This window comes from Arthrobacter sp. SPG23 (assembly GCF_000876655.1).
Classification (GTDB): Bacteria; Actinomycetota; Actinomycetes; order Actinomycetales; family Micrococcaceae; genus Arthrobacter.
On sequence record NZ_JYCN01000028.1, the window covers coordinates 79,474 to 95,813 of the forward strand.

Annotated in this window: 16 protein-coding genes; 6 read left to right on the plus strand and 10 right to left on the minus strand. The window is 66.6% G+C overall.

Translation table 11 applies throughout. The features are described from left to right. Positions 1–4 precede the first annotated feature (4 nt). Positions 5–451, minus strand: coding sequence for a hypothetical protein (locus TV39_RS19565; RefSeq protein WP_043484937.1), 447 nt, complete (start codon positions 449–451; stop codon positions 5–7). 75 nt (positions 452–526) lie between these two features. Next, positions 527–2,104, minus strand: a complete 1,578-nt coding sequence (locus TV39_RS19570) for a hypothetical protein (RefSeq protein WP_043484940.1) — start codon at positions 2,102–2,104, stop codon at positions 527–529. A 211-nt stretch (positions 2,105–2,315) separates the two neighbouring features. Between TV39_RS19570 and TV39_RS19575 the strand changes: the two genes are divergently transcribed. Both TV39_RS19575 and TV39_RS19580 read left to right on the plus strand, forming a co-directional pair. Next, positions 2,316–3,206, plus strand: a complete 891-nt coding sequence (locus TV39_RS19575) for a DUF1206 domain-containing protein (protein WP_442853513.1) — start codon at positions 2,316–2,318, stop codon at positions 3,204–3,206. A 41-nt stretch (positions 3,207–3,247) separates the two neighbouring features. Then, positions 3,248–3,727 (plus strand): SRPBCC family protein, encoded by a 480-nt coding sequence (locus TV39_RS19580; protein WP_043484942.1) that lies wholly within the window; start codon positions 3,248–3,250, stop codon positions 3,725–3,727. 52 nt (positions 3,728–3,779) lie between these two features. Here TV39_RS19580 and TV39_RS19585 read toward each other — a convergent pair whose 3' ends face one another. The 3 genes from TV39_RS19585 to TV39_RS19595 are packed head-to-tail and all read right to left on the minus strand — an operon-like array spanning position 3,780 to position 6,215. Continuing rightward, entirely contained in the window at positions 3,780–4,979 is a 1,200-nt protein-coding gene (locus TV39_RS19585; RefSeq protein WP_043484945.1) for a pyridoxal phosphate-dependent aminotransferase, read from the minus strand. A 31-nt stretch (positions 4,980–5,010) separates the two neighbouring features. Beyond that, positions 5,011–5,718 carry an anti-sigma factor family protein gene (locus TV39_RS19590; RefSeq protein WP_043484948.1) on the minus strand — a complete coding sequence of 236 codons (708 nt, stop codon included), beginning with the start codon at positions 5,716–5,718 and terminating at the stop codon, positions 5,011–5,013. Next, positions 5,715–6,215, minus strand: a complete 501-nt coding sequence (locus TV39_RS19595; RefSeq protein ID WP_043485206.1) for a sigma-70 family RNA polymerase sigma factor — start codon at positions 6,213–6,215, stop codon at positions 5,715–5,717. Before TV39_RS19595 ends, TV39_RS19590 begins: the two co-directional genes overlap by 4 nt. A gap of 259 nt (positions 6,216–6,474) precedes the next feature. Between TV39_RS19595 and TV39_RS19600 the strand changes: the two genes are divergently transcribed. Continuing rightward, a complete protein-coding gene (locus TV39_RS19600) occupies positions 6,475–7,005 on the plus strand; it encodes a COG4315 family predicted lipoprotein (RefSeq protein ID WP_043484949.1) in 531 nt (176 codons plus the stop codon). 36 nt (positions 7,006–7,041) lie between these two features. Here the strand turns inward: TV39_RS19600 and TV39_RS19605 are convergent, their stop codons facing one another. From TV39_RS19605 to TV39_RS19615, 3 genes are all read right to left on the minus strand, one after another. Further along, positions 7,042–7,854 carry a hypothetical protein gene (locus tag TV39_RS19605; protein WP_043484951.1) on the minus strand — a complete coding sequence of 271 codons (813 nt, stop codon included), beginning with the start codon at positions 7,852–7,854 and terminating at the stop codon, positions 7,042–7,044. Then, on the minus strand, positions 7,847–8,404 hold the full coding sequence (locus TV39_RS19610) for an RNA polymerase sigma factor (protein ID WP_043484952.1): 558 nt from the start codon (positions 8,402–8,404) through the stop codon (positions 7,847–7,849). The genes TV39_RS19605 and TV39_RS19610 overlap by 8 nt, the downstream gene beginning before the upstream one ends. Positions 8,405–8,535: 131 nt before the next feature. Continuing rightward, positions 8,536–9,192: a hypothetical protein gene (locus TV39_RS19615; protein WP_043485208.1), complete on the minus strand. Its 657-nt coding sequence runs from the start codon at positions 9,190–9,192 to the stop codon at positions 8,536–8,538. A gap of 296 nt (positions 9,193–9,488) precedes the next feature. Here TV39_RS19615 and TV39_RS19620 point away from each other — a divergent pair, with 296 nt between their 5' ends. Next, the gene (locus tag TV39_RS19620; protein ID WP_043484953.1) at positions 9,489–10,715 is read left to right on the plus strand and encodes a pyridoxal phosphate-dependent aminotransferase; all 1,227 of its coding nucleotides are present in this window, start codon (positions 9,489–9,491) and stop codon (positions 10,713–10,715) included. A gap of 157 nt (positions 10,716–10,872) precedes the next feature. Further along, a complete protein-coding gene (locus TV39_RS19625) occupies positions 10,873–13,533 on the plus strand; it encodes a GH32 C-terminal domain-containing protein (RefSeq protein WP_043484955.1) in 2,661 nt (886 codons plus the stop codon). A gap of 76 nt (positions 13,534–13,609) precedes the next feature. Here the strand turns inward: TV39_RS19625 and TV39_RS19630 are convergent, their stop codons facing one another. Next, positions 13,610–13,903 (minus strand): putative quinol monooxygenase, encoded by a 294-nt coding sequence (locus TV39_RS19630; RefSeq protein ID WP_043484958.1) that lies wholly within the window; start codon positions 13,901–13,903, stop codon positions 13,610–13,612. 73 nt (positions 13,904–13,976) lie between these two features. Continuing rightward, on the minus strand, positions 13,977–14,972 hold the full coding sequence (locus tag TV39_RS19635; RefSeq protein WP_043484960.1) for a LacI family DNA-binding transcriptional regulator: 996 nt from the start codon (positions 14,970–14,972) through the stop codon (positions 13,977–13,979). Positions 14,973–15,136: 164 nt separating this feature from the next. Here TV39_RS19635 and TV39_RS19640 point away from each other — a divergent pair, with 164 nt between their 5' ends. Next, a complete protein-coding gene (locus TV39_RS19640; RefSeq protein WP_043484963.1) occupies positions 15,137–16,255 on the plus strand; it encodes a substrate-binding domain-containing protein in 1,119 nt (372 codons plus the stop codon). Positions 16,256–16,340 lie beyond the last annotated feature (85 nt).

Sequence of the window (16,340 nt, forward strand, 5' to 3'; positions counted from 1 at the left end):
CGCCTCAGCTCACCCTGATGGCGCCGACCACTTCCTTGAGCAGGCCGATCCGCGGCTCGAGCTGGGGGTCGGCATACGGCCAGATCACCACCACACCGATGAACCGGTCCTTCTCCCACACGCCCACAGTGGCGGCCGCTTTCGCGTCGCCCCGCTGGTCGTCATAGCCGACGACGACGGCGTAGGCGGCTTTGCCGGGGAGGTTGAGTTCGCCCTCGGTCAGCAGGCTGCCGCCGCGCTCTTCAAGGTAGTGGGATGACATGAGGTGCGCCCAGCCGTTGGCCTCTGCCGGACCTTCAACGGAGGTGTCATCCTTGATGACGGTGACGAGGACGTCCCCCAGCAGCCCGAACTGTTCGGTGTCGGGGCCGGCGGTGGAGTCGTCCAGGACCAGGGTGTGCTCGGGGAAATCCGCCGTGAAACCGAGCGGGGATTCGATGTGGACTGTCATGGCTGGTGGTTGCTCCTTCAGCGGTAACTCAATATTGGCAGGGCAGGCGCGGCGTTTGCCGGGCAGGCGGTGGAACTACAGCCGGGACAGCTTGGTGTCGTTCGGGACCTTCTGGTACGTACTGACGTTGGTGCTGACCTGGTTCTCCGTGCTGACCTTGACCTCGCCGGCCTTGACGTCGAAACCGGCCTCGTTGGACGCCGTGACCACACTGTTCACCTGGACCGTGGCCGACCCGGCCTCGTAGAGCTTCGCGGCGTCCCTGGCCGCTGCGGCGTCGTTCCCCAGGGCCACGTTCTTCATGTAGCTGTCGATCACTGCGCTGTTTTCCGGCGTGTAGTCGATGTCGATCTTGACGGTGCCCTGCGTGCCTGCGGTCACGCTGGATTCCACGCTGCCGGCTTTGACATCCATGCCCTCCTTGACGCCCTGCGCCACGGTACCTTCCATGGACAGGGACACCGAACTGAGGTTGTTCTCCTTGTCCATGTTCAGCTCCAGGCCGCCCTTGCCCGAAGCCTCGAACGTCCGGCCGTCCAGGTCCAGGTTGCCTTTCGCGGACACTTCCACGCTGCCCTTGGATGTCCCGTCACTGAGGTTCTTCTCATAGGCCAGTTCCAGCTTCGCGGAGGCGGCGGCATCGGCCGAATCGGCCCCTGCCTCAAAGCTCAGCGACCCCTTGGCTTTGTCCTCGTGGCCGCTGGAGCCGTTATCGGAGGCGGCCTCGTTCAGGGTGTCCAGGATGTAGTCCGGCGGGTTGCCGGCAACATCCTTGATATCGCCCACGCTGTCCGGCGGAAGGTCCGCGTACATCTGGTTCCGGGCCGCCATGGCTTCTTCAATGCTGTCGAACGTGTACTCGCGGGCCACTTCGCCGGTCAGGGTGGCACCGGCGGACCCCGTAGCGTCGTTCACGCCCAGGCCCATGTTGCCGTAGACCTTCACGGTGGCCGAGCCGTCCGCGTTTTCCACCACCTCGGTGCCCACCTCGGCGCCGCCGTGGACCCACAGGACGCGGGCTTCGATGGAGGCCTTGCCCGTCTCGGTGTAGACGGGGATGTCTTCCTTGGCCAGATCCAGCAGGTGCTGCCGCGCGAGGTCCTGCGCTGAGGCCGGGATACCGCCGTCCATGGCCATCAGGTCCCTGGCCAGCGGGCCGTCCGGGCCTTCGCCCTCGATCAGGTACTTCTTGTCCGCGGCGGAGAGGTTGTCCCACCACTTGGCCTGTTCCTCGGGGCTGGCCCCGGCCATCCTGTCCAGCTGGCCCTGGAGGTCAGCGCGGTGTTCGGCGGCCTCGCGGGCAGCTTCGAGTTTTTCCTGCACCCAATTCTTTGCCTGGTCAAGCAGGGCGGGGAGCCCGCCCGTCGCCGCGCCGGTTCCGCCGGTGCCCGCCGCGGAGGATTCTTCCTGCTCCGCGGCGTGCTGGAGGAGGATCTTCGAGTTCTGCCGGAGGCTTGCCACCACCCGCTCGATGCTGGGGCGGTGGCTGCCGGTCCACTCCTGCCGGAAACGCTCGCCGTCGCCGCCTTTCCACGGGGCGGCAAGGATCTGGCTCTGCAGCGAGGTGGCCCTGGTGCTGAGCTGCGAAGCAGCTTTGTCTGCGGCCTTGGCCAAGGCGCGAAGCTGACTGACGTCAGCACCGTAAAAAGTCATGGTTTCTCCCCAGAGAGTGATGCAGGTGCGAGGTGGTGGCTGGTCCATATCGTGCCACGTTGCACCAGGGGGTGCCATGGGCATCACTCCCCATGCGGCCCCTCCGGCAGCCCGGGGCGCCCCGCCCGCCACCGCCGTAGCTCACGTTCCGGAGCGGGAAACGGGGCAGGCCGCTGTGCCCGGACGGGGAACTGTTCCGGAGCCGGTTCCCGTGGCACGATTGGCCTTTAACACCAACGGCGGGACAAACCCGCAGCGACGAGAACTGCACGAGGATCCGGACATCAAAAAAGAACTGAGAGAAGCCGCCGGGACGGCTGAGGAAGTCACCAATTCGCGTCCGCTGGAGATCATGGCCCGGGCCGGCTTCGCCGTGAGCGGCATCCTGCATTTCCTGGTGGGTGCCATCGCCATCCGCCTGGCGATGGGCGGTGAGGGCAAGGCGGACGTCAGCGGTGCCGTGGAGGAACTCTCCGGCCAGCCGGCCGGGCCCATCCTGCTGTGGAGCAGCTTCGCCGCCTGCGTTGCGCTCGCCATCTGGCAGACCAGCGATGCGATCTTCGACTTCAGCCACCTGCCAAAGCGCGAAAAAATCGGCAAGAAACTTAAGGCAGCGGGCCAGGCCGTGGTCTTTGCCGGCTTCGCCGTTACGCTGGCCTCGTTCGCCATCGGCACCGGGAAGGACAACAGCCGGTCCACCAGCGATTTCACCATTGCGCTGATGAAAGCCCCCGGCGGGGTCGCGCTGCTGATTGTCATCGGCGCCGCGGTGGCCGTCGCAGGGATTGTGTATGGGATCCGCGGCGTCCGGAAGTCGTTCGAAAAGAACCTCAGGATGCCTGCCCCGGGCACCACGCGTACTGCCGTCAGTGTCCTGGGCGTGGTGGGTTACGTCGCGAAGGGCTTCGCGCTGCTGCTGGTGGGCCTGCTGATTGTCATCGCCACCATCCGGTCACACCCGGAGGAATCCACCGGGCTCGACGGCGGCCTGAAGGCCCTGCGGGACCAGCCGTTCGGGCTCTATCTGCTGGCCGCCGCCGGAATCGGCCTGATTTGCTACGGCGTCTATTCCATGATGCGGGCAAAACTGGCCAAGATGTGAGCCGCCTGAGTCCGCCCGGGCCGCCCCGCTAGGGTGGACGCATGCCCCAGGTACGCGCCGAACGATTCATCCGACTCGATCCGGAGACCGCCTTTGCGTTCTCCCAGTCCACCGGTGACTTCCGGTTGAAGTGGGATCCCTTCATCTCGTCGCAGGGCTGGCTGGACGGCGCCCGGGCTGCCGGCAAGGGCGTACGCACCCGGACGGTGTCGAATATGGGCCTGGTGATGGTGAGCGAATACGTCTCCTTCGCACCGCCCCGGAACGTGGGCATGACCATGGTGTCCGGGCCGTGGTTCTTCGGCAACTTTGGCGGCGGGTGGCGTTTCACCCCCGCCGACGGCGGGACCCGGGCGGTCTGGAAATACACCTTTTCCTGCCGGCCGGCATGGTTGCGGCCCGCGGCTGAGCGAATCGGCAGCTGGCTGCTGGGGCGCGAGATCGAAAAGCGCATCGAGGCTTTCGCCCGGGCGTGCGAGGACCCGCAGCTCGTGGCGGAGTTCCGCAGCCTGACGCCCTAGCACCCCGCGAAGTCGCCCGAGTTCGTGGCTCCGGGCCGCGAACTGCGTGACGTCACGCCGTCGCCGGGCCGAACCCGCGAACCGGTTCCGGGGCCTCCAGGGAGGCCCGTACCCGTGCCCCGATGCCCTGCAGCCGCGCCAGGGGTTCGGTGGCGTAGACCAGGCGCACGTACCTTGGCGCCACGTCCTGGCCCCACGCCGTCATGGGGGTCGCGGCGATCCGGCCGGCAGCCAGGAGCCGCCGGGAGAGTTCCGGTGCCCGCAGCCCCAGCGCCTCGGCATCCAGCAGCATCGACCAGCCGCCCTCGGGCATCACCACGGGAAGTCCGGCCAGCTCGGCGGCAACGAGGTCGCGGCGCGACTGCCATTCCTGGACGGCGCCGGCAATTCCGTCGTCGCTGTTGGTGAGGGCAGCGAGGACCCCGGCCTGGCCAAAGCCGCTGGCCACGGTGGTGTTGTAGATCGCCGCGAGGGCCACGTCGCCCATGACCTCCGCGGGGCCGGCCGCCCAGCCGACCCGCCAGCCGATCATGCGGTAGTTCTTGGAGACTCCGCCGAGCGTGATGGTGCGCGGCGCCAGTTCGGGGAACGACGCCGGATGCCGGTACGGCAGTCCGTCGAACAGGATCCGGTCCATGGCGGCGTCGTACAGCAGCCAGCAGTCCGCGTGCTGGCAGGCGTCGCGGACGGCGCCCCACTCGGCGTCGTTGAGAACGTGGCCGGACGGCATGGACGGGCTCATCAGGAGGACGGCGCGGGTGCGGGCGGAAACCGCCGCCGCCAGCCGTGCCGGGTCGAGGCGCCAGCGTCCGCCCGAAACCACGAGCGGGACGAACACGGGCACTGCCCCTGCCAGGCGGACCCTGTTGATCATGCCCGCATAGGTGGGATCCGTGAGGATCACTTCGTCGCCGTGGTCCACGGTTGCCAGGAGCACGCTCAGCATTCCGGCGAGCGCGCCGCCGGTAATCACCACCTCGGAGCGTGGATCGTAGGAAAGCCCGGTCTGCTGCCGGAGGCGGTGCGCCACGGCCTGGCGGAGGGCCAGCGTGCCGGTGAAGGGGAGCCAGCTGTTCGCGGCCTTGTTTCCGACTGCCTCGCGCGTGGCGATGATGGCCGACGGCGGCGGCGCGATGTCCGTGTCCAGGTTCTCCATGCGGAGCACGTCGGGATCACCACCGACGGCGGCTGCCACCTTGTCGATGCCAAAGGGCTGAATCCGGGCGAACCGCCCGGTCCTGCCGCGGACCATGTGCCCAGCGTCCCACCGGCCGCGGAGCGCGTCAATGGGCTCCGGACGAGCCGTCCACCATGGAAATGACGGCCACTGTCTGCTGGCCCTCGTTGCGCAGTTCCACGCTGCTGATCCGGCTGATCTGCACGGGCGTTGCCCCCGTGATCCTGGACCGGCCTCCGGGCGTCGCGGACCAGCTGCACGCCCGGTCCTCGGTGCCGTCCTCGCCCTTGACCCACAGGGACAGGGTGCCCTGGGTGGGAAGGCTGGTGCCGGAAAACGAGACCTCAGTCCCCCATGCCTTCTTCATCAGGGCAAGCTGGACCTGGAGGCCGCCCGGGGCCTCCACGGAGTAGCTCGCGTCCGGCCGGGGCGGCTGGTTGACCAGCGGCGCAGCCAGCACCCCCAATGCCAGGCACGCGGCGGCTACCGCCCCGACGAACGCCGCCCGCCGCCGTCGCGACTTCCGCCGCCGTACTGCCAGTTCATCCAGCAGCGCGGCGGGCTCCCCCGCGGAAGCTGCTGCCCCCAACGAAGTAGCTTCCGGGGTAGCCGCCGCTGCCGGCGGCCCGTTCAGGGCGACGGCGTCGGCAACAGGCAGGGCGTCCAGCAGCGCCGGCAGGCTGGCGAGTTCGTCCAGCTCCCGGCGGCAGTCGGCGCACCCTGCCAGATGCTGCTCGAACCGCAGCGCTTCAGCCGGTTCCAGGCCGCCCAGCAGGTACGCGCCCAGCAGGTGGTGCTCGTCCGCGCTGCTCACCGCTGCACCCCCATTTCGTCCAGGATGGTCCGCAGCGCCCGCACCGCGTAGAACGCACGGGACTTCACCGTCCCGGCGGGGATGTTCAGCTCCACGGCCGTCTCCGCGACAGTGCAGCGGCGGTAGTGCAGTGCCACCAGGACGTCCCGGTGTTCGGTGCTTAGCCGGAGCAGGGCCTCCTCCATCAGGACGCGGTTGAGCAGTTCGTCAACGCGTTCGCTGGCTTCCGCGGGATCCGCCACATCCCGTTCGGCCCCCTCGAGGGGACGGCGCTGGGCCTTCCGGTAGTTGTCGATCATGATGTTCCGTGCGGTGCGGAAAAGGTAGCTCCGCAGGCTGCCGGTAATCTCCGGAGCCTGCTGCCAGACGCGGAGCACGGTTTCCTGGACGACGTCCTCAGCCAGGTGCGGATCCCGGCAGGCACTCAGCACAAAGCGCCGCAGCGCCGGGCCGTGCTCCCGGTAAATCGCTGCCACGACGTCTTCATCGAGCGGCATCCCCGCCCCTCCCGCTGTGCTGATGGTGCCCTGCATGGTGTGTGCTGCCTTGCGCTGCCGCGGCGGGCCGGACGCCCGCCATTCCCCACTTATGACGCCGCCCGGCCGCAAACGGTTCACCGGTGCACACGGCACGGAGCAGCCGCTGCCATCCGTTCCGCTTGTGAACCATTCTGTTCCCTGGCACGTCGTACCGGGTAGCGCCGGTCCGCATTGATTCCCGCACCGTTTTGGCCGGCACGAATCCAAGGAGCCGAACATGAAGAACCACTGGGGCACCGGCCTGTACATTGTGGCGCTGGCCGCGGCACTCACCGCCTGTGGCGGCGGAACCGGACCGTCGACGCCCACCACTGCGGGAGGTTCGACGACGTCGGCGTCCACTCCCGCGGCAACGTCGTCGTCCCCCGTCCCCGCAGGAGCAGCCGAACTGAAGACGGCGTCATCGGCCGCCGGCCAAATCGTGGTGGACGCAAAAGGCATGAGCGTCTACTTCTTCACCAAGGACGTGAAGGACTCCGCCACCAGCGCGTGCACCGGTGCCTGCATCGCCGCATGGCCGCCTGTGCTCACGGAATCGGACGCTCCCGCTGTCGAGGGCGTCACCGGCACCGTGGCAACAATCCCAACGCCGGAGGGCAAGAAGCAGGTGACGATCAACGGCCTGCCTGTGTACTACTACGTCAAGGACAAGGCCGCAGGTGACATCACCGGCCAGGGAGTCAACGACGTCTGGTACCTGGTCAGCCCGGCGGGAGACATGGTGAAGGCCGCCGCCGGCGGCTACTAGCCGCCGGTTGACCCGGCGCCTCCCCGGCACCCGCGATCAGCGGCCCGGGGAAGGAACCGGCAGCTCGGGGACGGGCAGCTCCACCGGCGGCGTGGGAACAAGCTCGGACGGATCCGGGCTCACGGGGGCAGCCGGGAGCGGTTTCCCCGTGGACAGGTGCCCCGGAACGGTTCCCGGGTCGAGGGGATCGGGTTCCCCCGGCAGGGTGTGTCCGGGCGTGCGGGCCGTGCCCGGCGAGGGTGCGGCGGTTTCCCCTGCGCTGCCCTGACCGGATTGCCCGCCGGAGACTGATCCGCCGTCCGCCGGCGACGGCACCGGTGAGGCGGGCGCGGGCGAGCCCGGCGTCGTTCCGCCGGTCCCCGGCAACGGCTGGCCGGAAGTGTTGCCGCCGTTTCCCGGAGTCAGGGTCCCCACGAAGAAGGTCACGGCATGACCGACGTTGCCCAGGGTGTGGCGGAAGTTTTCATCGGAGGCTGCCGCAGCGGCACCTCCGGCGGCCAGGGCAGCCGCGACGGATAGGGCCGTCAGAGGCAGCCGGCGTTTGCGCCGCCGGGCAGCCAGTTCATCCACGGCCGGCTGGCCGGGAGCAGGCTCGGCGGAGGTGGCAGCGGGCAGTGCCATAGCGAGTGTGGGGGCAGCGGCAGGGTCAGCAGGAACAGCGGGGACCGCTGTCAGCGTTGCGGCCGGTGCCATCAGCGCTTCCACCGCGGCGGACGGCCGGGGGCTGTCGGCGGCCAGGGCACGCAGTTCCAGCAGAACGGGGCCAAGATCGCCGGCGTCTTCCATGCCGGCGTCGGCCAGCAGTTCGTCGATGATCCGCTGGTTCCGGGATGAGGAGTTGTCACTCATGATGTGCCTGGCTTCCTGTTGAGGCGCGTTCCCTAAGGGCGCTAAGCGCCCGGCGATGCAGCTGTTTGACGGCTCCCGGCGTTCTGCCCATGACCTCGGCGGCCTGTTCCACGGACAGGTCCGCCACCACCCTCAGGGCGAGGACTTCCTGGTGGTCCGGGCTGAGTCCCTCGAGGAGGGCTCCCGCGCCGCCGCCGTCCACCTTCGCGAGCGCCAGCTCCTCGGCCGAGGCCGAGCTTCGTCCGTCGAGGTCTGACTCATAAGGACTGAGGACCGGTGTGCGCTCGTTGCGGCGGTAGTGGTCCACCATCCGCGCGTGCGCAATGGAGAAAATGAGCGACTTGGCACCCTGAAGTCCGCCGCTCAGGCCTTCAAGCTTCGGATAGAAGGCCAGGAACACGTCCTGCGTGACCGCCTCGGGATCATCCACTCCGCGCGCCCTCAGGTAACCGAGGACGGCGCCGGAGAACTTTCGGTAGACAAGGGTGAACATCACGGCGGGGTCGGCCCCGTCCGTGTGCACGTATTCATCTGCCAAAGTGTCCAGCACCCTAAGGCCCCTCCATCCCGCGCAGCGCGGTCACATTTGTCCGAGGTTCGGAAGGCTGCGAACCTGCGCCGGTTGCACCGCGGGACTTCCGCCACAGCGAAAAGTCCCGCGGTCCACCATAGGTGCCCGTGTTACGGACGGCCAGCTGAGGTGGGCAGCTCCGGGAGCTGGGTGGGGACCTCGGCGGGGACTTCCGGGGCTGCCGGAACCGCTGCCTGGGTGGGCAGCTCGGGGGCTTCCGGAACCTCCGGAGCCTCAACGTCGGCTGCGGCCTCGCCGGAGCCCTCAGCCTTGGCGCCTTCGGACTTGGCAGCTGCCTTGCCTGTTGCCTTGCCTTCGGCCTTCACGTCCGCGCAGTAGCCTTCGATGTTGGCTTCGCCTTCAGCGGCGATGGCCAGCGACTTGAAGCCGGTGGACGATGCGTCCAGTCCGCCCTTGGTGAAGGCGGTGCACAGGCCGAAAGCGGCGGGGCCGGTGGCATCCGGGCCGACGGCGGTTGCCGCGGCGTCTGCGCTGGCTTCCTCATCGGAGCCGGCTGCAGCGGCATCTGCCGAAGCGGACGGCGTGGCAGAAGCGGAAGCTTCGGCGGTGGCGTCGGCCGTGGCGGTCTCGGACACGCCGCCGACGTGGGGAGCGGGGGCGCCGAGCAGTTCGTGGGCGCTCTGCTGAACGTCAGAAGGAAGAGCTCCGGCAAAGGCGGCTGCGCCGGCGCCACCGACCGCCAGCGTACCGGCCGCCAATGCGCTCGCGGCAACCTTACTAGTGGCAAAAACAGTGAACAAGGACATGAAACCCTCCGAAAACATATACAACAGTGTCAGTAACGGCCAGGTTGGATCCGGCCACTCAAGCGGTGCGGACGAGGTCCACACTCCCCTTACATCGCTGCGGGTTCCGGAAAAGTTACGCGGCGCTGAAAATTCTTTTGCAGGGCCCGGGCAGGGCAAGGGGTACCGGAGCGGCATCAGGATCAAAAGACGGGGAAGCCGACCGATCCTAGGAACGCCGCGAAGACCCGGCAGACCCCGGCTGCGGCAAGCTCAAACGCAGGTGCTGTCCTGCCCGGGCTGTGAAAAGATCAAGCATGCGTCCCATGCAGCACTCCAGCAAACTCCAGAACGTCCGCTACGAACTCCGCGGACCCATCCTCCAGGCGGCGAAGGAGATGGAAGCCGAAGGGCACCGGATCCTCAAGATGAATCTTGGCGACACCGCGCCGTTCGGGCTGGAGACCCCCGAGTCTGTGGTGGTGGACATGATCCACCACCTGCGCGGGGCGCAGGGCTACAGCGATTCCAAGGGAATCTTCTCGGCGCGCACGGCCATCTCGCAGTATTACCAGACCCGCGGCCTGATGCAGATCGGCGTCGAGGACATCTTCATCGGCAACGGCGTCAGCGAACTCATTTCCATGTGCCTCCAGGCCTTCATGGAAGACGGCGACGAAATCCTCATTCCGGCCCCCGATTACCCGCTGTGGACAGCGGCCGTCACGCTGACCGGCGGCAAACCGGTGCACTACCTGTGCGACGAGGACGAGCACTGGTGGCCGGACATGGCCGACGTCGAAGCAAAGATCACCAGGCGCACCAAGGCAATCGTGATCATCAACCCGAACAACCCCACAGGGGCCGTGTACCCGCGGCACATCCTGGAGCAGTTTGCGGCGTTGGCGCGCAAACACCATCTGGTGCTGTTCTCGGACGAGATCTACGAAAAGATCCTGTACGAGGAGGCCCGGCACATCCATACAGCCTCGGTGGCCGAGGACATCTGCGTCCTGACTTTCAGCGGCCTCTCCAAGGCCTACCGGATGCCGGGGTACCGCGCAGGCTGGGTGGCCGTCACGGGCCCGCTTGCGGCGACACTGGCCTACCGGGAGGGCCTGGAGCTGCTGGCTTCCCTGCGCCTGTGCCCCAATGTGCCCGCCCAGCACGCGATCCAGACGTGCCTTGGCGGCTACCAGAGCATCGAGGCCCTGGTCCGGCCGGGCGGCCGTCTCCGCGAGCAGCGGGACCGCGCCCACAAGCTGCTCACCGCCATTCCCGGCGTCACGTGTGTCCCCGCGTCGGCAGCCATGTACCTGTTTCCCCGCCTCGACCCGGAGCTCTACCCCTTCAAGAGCGACGAACAGTTTGTCCTGGACCTCCTGCGTGAACAGAAAATCCTGGTCTCGCACGGCACTGCGTTCAACTGGCCCCGGCCGGACCACTTCCGCTTCGTCATCCTCCCGTCGGTGGAGGACATCGAGGAAGCAGTCCGAAGGATCGCCGCGTTCCTGGCCTCGTACCGGACCGGCGTGGAGGACTAGGAACCGCCGGGGACCAGCGACGCCGGGGTGGTCCTGCCCGCCGCGCTCTGCCGTGCCTTATTCGGTCTGTCGCGTACCAGTCCGTTGACTTGTCTCGTGGACTTAATTTAGCGTTCCCTCCACTGACAACGTTGTCTTCCTGGTAAAGGCACGCGCGATGAAGGGCGACCTCAGCACTATGCACACAACACGAAACCTTGGCCTGCGGGCAGTCGCCGCCGTGGCACTGGCAGGCCTGGCCCTTGGCGGCGCCTTGGCCGGGGCCATCCCGGCCGGAGCGTCAACCACTCCGGGTGAAGAGCAGTACCGCCCGGCCGTCCATTTCTCGCCGGAGAAGAACTGGATGAACGATCCCAACGGGATGGTCTTCTACAAGGGCGTCTACCACCTCTACTACCAGCACAACCCGTCCGGGAACACCTGGGGGAACATGTCCTGGGGGCACGCGACGTCCACTGACCTGGTCCATTGGAAGGAGCAACCGCTGGCGATCCCCACGGATGACCAGCAGGACATCTTCTCCGGCAGCGTGGTGGTGGACAAGAACAACTCCTCCGGCTTCGGCACCGCGACGATTCCTCCCCTGGTGGCGATTTTTACCAGCGCCTACAAGGACGCATCCCCGCACCGCGGGCTGCAGGCGCAGTCCCTGGCGTACAGCCTGGACCAGGGCCAGACCTGGACCAAGTACGGCCAGAACCCTGTACTCAACCGCAACTCAGCCAACTTCCGCGACCCGAAGGTCTTCTGGTACGACACCCCCGACGGCGGCTACTGGGTGATGACCGCCGTGGAGGCACTGGACCACAAGGTGCTCCTCTACAAGTCCGATAACCTCAAGGACTGGACCGAGCTGAGCTCCTTCGGGCCGGCGAACGCAACTGGCGGCCTATGGGAATGCCCTGACCTGTTTCCATTGGCCGTGGACGGAAACCCGGACAACGTCAAGTGGGTCATGGTGGTGAACATCAATCCCGGCGGCGTGGCGGGCGGTTCTGCAGGGCAGTACTTCGTGGGTGACTTTGACGGCACCGCGTTCACTGCGGACACCACAGACCCCGTGGATTCCCTCCCGGCCGGAACTCCGCTGGCCGGTTTCAACGACGGAAGTTATGGCGGCTGGATGGTCAACAACGAGCAAGGAAACTGGAAGAACGGTCCGTTTGCCGACACACCGGCACAGGGAACACTGGCAGGACAGAACCAGGTCACCGGCTACGCCGGAGCCGGCCTGGTCAATTCCTTCAACGACGGCGACTGGCCGCTGGGCTCCATGAATTCACCGGCGTTCACGGTCGGCAGTGACTACATCAACTTCCTCGTGGGCGGCGGACAGCATCCCCGCATCTCGGACAAGCTGGACAACAATGCCCCGGCCGGAGACCTGCTGTTCAACGGCTTCGAGGTTCCGGACGGCAGCACACTGGCCGACGCCGGCTGGACCGGAACCGCGGACCTGGCGCCCGCCTTCCAGCCGGCCACGGCAGGCGGCGATTACTTCATCGGGGCCAAACGGATCAACACCTTCGAAGCGGGAGGTGCCCCCGGTGATGGCCGCCAGGGCACCCTCACGTCCCCGGCCTTCACCGTCTCCCGAAACTTCATGAGCATGCTCGTCGGCGGCGGCCAACGCGCCGCCGACTCCGGGGAAGTCCTTGAAGCCCAGCTCCTGATCGATGGCAACGTTGTCAGAACGCTCAGTGGAGACAACGCAGGCGCGCTCAACTGGAAGGGCTGGGACGTTTCGGAGTTCGCCGGCCGGAGCGCACAGCTAAGGGTTGTGGACCAGGCAGCCGGTGGCTGGGGACACCTCACCCTTGACCACGTCATGCTGACCGACCAGGCGGCCGTTCCCCGCTCGGACGAAACCACAGTCAACCTCGTGGTGGACGGGCACGTGGTCCGGTCCGCCACTGGAGCCAACAGCGAAGTCCTGGACTGGGCATCGTGGAATGTTACGGAGTTCAGGGGCCGCCAGGCCAGCATTCGGATCGTGGACAACAACCGCTTCGGCTGGGGGCACATCCTGGCCGATGAGTTCATTGCCTCGGCACAGCCAGCCAAGCCCCGACTGCAGGGCTATGACTGGCTGGACCACGGCCGCGACTACTACGCCTCGGTATCCTTCAGCAACATGCCCCAGAACAAGCGCGTCATGCTCGGATGGATGAACAACTGGGATTACGCCAATGTCGTTCCCACCTCCCCTTGGCGCAGCGCGATGTCGCTGCCCCGCGAAGTAAGCCTCATCCAGACTGCTGACGGGCCCCGGCTCACCCAGAAGGCGGCAAGCCAGGTGGACAAGCTGGCCGCCAAATCTTCCTACAGCGAGAAGACGGCCCGCAGCATTGCACCGGGCGTCCACCCGCTTCCGGCTACGGCGGCGGGCGATGTCCAAAGGATCGATGTCACGCTCGCCCCGGGAACGGCAGCCAAGTCCGGCATAACGGTCCTGGGAGACGGAACAACGTCCACTGAGATCGGCTACGACGCAGCAGCCGGCGAGGTCTACGTGGACCGGAGCAATTCCGGCAACACCGGCTTTCACCCACTGTTCACGTCTGTGGACTCGGCGCCGGTGACCGTTGATGGAAGCGGCAACGTGACCCTGCGGATCTACGTTGACCGCGCGTCGGTGGAGGTCTTTGCCCAGAACGGCCTGCGCACCATTACGGACCAGGTGTTCCCGGGTGCCGGCGCCGGTCAAGTGGCCCTCTTTGCCGAAGGCGGCACGGCCAGGGTCAAGTCGCTCACGGTAACCCCGCTTCAGCCATCCATGTTTGCCGCCGCACTCAGTACGGTGAAGAACAGCAGGTAGCTGCACCACCCAAAGGACGAGGGCCGGTGCCCGCGGGATCCCCCCGCGGGCACCGGCCCTTTCGCCCGCGAACTCCTTAGGCCTCGGGCTGCAGCCAGGTCAGGACTGAACCGTCTTCTTCGATGTGGCGCACCAGCTCTCCATTGAATGCCGCACCGTAATCCGCGCTGATGTGTTCCTGGAACGCAGCCTCGTCCCGGTACACCTCGAAGACGAAGTACTCCCTCGGGTTCGACTCACGCGTGTAGGGCAGGAACAGTTCGTTGCCCGGTTCGCTGCGGACTTTCTCGGTGAGTTCGCGCATCATTTCGGCCACCCGGGCTTCGCTGCCGGGCTTGACCGTGAATTCGGCGTAAAGCGTTTTGGTCATGGTGCTCCCTTTCAAGGATGTGTTTGCACTGGGGGTGTGTGGGGCAAGGCAAAAAGCGGACCAGGCAGGTCGGTCAGGACGGCGGGATCTCACCGGACCCCCGCACGATGAGTTCCGACGGCACGATGTATGTTGCCGGGGCAATCCGGTCGCCGTCGATGCGGGCCACCAGGCGCTCGGCCGCGAGCTTGCCTATCCGCTCCGGGTGCTGGGCAATCACGGTGATCCCCGGTTCCATCATGTCCGCCAGCGTGAAGTCGTCGAACCCCACCAGTGCCACGCGTTTGCTGGCACCAAGCTCCTTGAGCGCCCTCATCACACCAAAGGTGACGAGGTTCTGGCTGGAAAAAATGGCGGTGGGCGGGTCGTCGGAGGCCAGGAGCTCCCGTGCCGCCAGCCGCGCCGACTCCTCGTCATGCAGTCCTTCGCGAACGGGAACAGCTGACGTGGCGAGGCCGGCCCTCCCGAGTTCCTCGATGAAGCCCTGCCTCCGCTCCCGCGCCGTTTGGATTTCGGTGCGGTCGCCCAGGTAGGCGAGCTTCCGGTGCCCGTGGGCCAGCAGGTGGGAGGCCGCTGTAGCGGCACCTACGGCGTTGTCCGTCACCACGGCATCGGCGTCGATGCCTACGGGTTCGCGGTCGATGAACACCATGGGCAGGTCCCGGGAATGCTCCGGGATCACGTATGCCTGGCTCTTGGCAATCGGCGTCAGCACCAGGCCGTCCACCCGCCGGCCCAGGAATGCGGCGACAAGTGCTTTCTCACGCTGCGGATCGTCGTCCAGGCTGGCGGCGAACACCGCGATCCCGCGTTCAGCAAGCGAGTCCTCCAGCGCACGGTGGATCTCGCCGCTGAACGGGTTGGACACGCTGGGCAGCAGCAGGCCGATGCTCAGCGTCTGCCGCCCGGTCCGCCGGAGGCTTCCCGCGGCCATGTCCAGCTGGTAGTTGAGCTGCTGGGAGGCCTCGAGGACGCGGAGCCGGGTCGACTCGGAAACACCCGGTTCATCGTTCATGACGCGCGACACCGTCTTGATGCCAACCCCGGCCAGCGCCGCCACATGGCGCATTGTGGGCCTGCCCAGCGTCGCCTCTGTCTGGTAACGATTAGACATCGTTGTCAAACCTCGTCCTTCATTATCGATTTACGCCTTGACTGTACCTTGTGAGCTTGGTTACATGTTCCATGACATCGTTGTCAGGCACAACTCGTGCCACGGAAACAGGAGATTCAATGTTGAGTTCCACAGCCCCACGGACCGTCGCAACCCGTTTGTTCGCCCTCGGCGCCGTCCTGACGCTCGGCACGCTCAGCCTGACGGCGTGCGGCGGAAACACCTCCTCCACCGGCTCCACCGGCGGTTCGTCGTCGGACAAGATCGGCGTCTCGCTGATCGTCAAGACCACCTCCAATCCGTTCTTCGTCTCCATGCAGGACGGCGCCAAGAAGGCCGCCGAATCCGACGGCGTGGACCTCAAGCTGGCAGCCGGCAAGGCCGACGGCGATGAGGACACCCAGATCCAAGCCATCGAAAACGCCATCTCCAAGGGCGACAAGGGCATCCTGATCACCCCCAACGGCCCGTCCGTCGTCGACGCCCTCAAGAAGGCCAAGGACGCCGGCCTCTTCGTCATCGCCCTGGACACTCCCCCGGACCCGGCGGATGCTGCTGACATCACCTTCGCCACGGACAACTTCGCCGCCGGTGAACTGATCGGCAAATGGACCGCCGCGCAACTGGGCGGCAAGAAAGCAACCATCGCCTTGGTCGACCTCTTTGATGACAAGGTCGTCTCGGTCGACTACAACCGTGACCAGGGCTTTTTGACTGGCCTCGGGATCGATACCGCGGACAAGAAGAAGAACGGCGATGAAGCCAAGACCGGCAAGTACACCGGCGGCAAGGGCGGCGACTACGAGATCGTCGGCAGCCAGGCCTCGCAGGGCGCCGAGGATGGCGGACGCACGGCCATGGAGACACTGCTGTCCAAGAACCCGAACATCAACGTTGTCTACACGATCAACGAGCCTGCCGCTGCGGGCGCCTTCGAGGCACTGAAGTCCGCCGGCAAGGAAAAGGACGTCCTCATCGTCTCCGTTGACGGCGGCTGCACGGGCGTCAACAACGTCAAGTCCGGCGTCATCGGCGCCACGGCCCAGCAGTACCCGGTCAAGATGGCTGAGCTCGGCGTGAAGGCCATCGTTGACCTGGCCAAGACTGGCAAGAAGCCCGCCAACTCCGAGGGCCTGGACTTCTACAACACCGGCGTCGAACTCGTCACTGACAAGCCTGCCGACGGCATCAAGAGCATCACCACCACCGCGGCATCCGACATCTGCTGGGGAAAGTAGCCAACCAGTTTCACTGAATGCGGGGAGGTCTGAGCCTGTTGGGCCGCCCCGCACTTCATCTCCCGAGCTAGCTAGCTACGCAGCA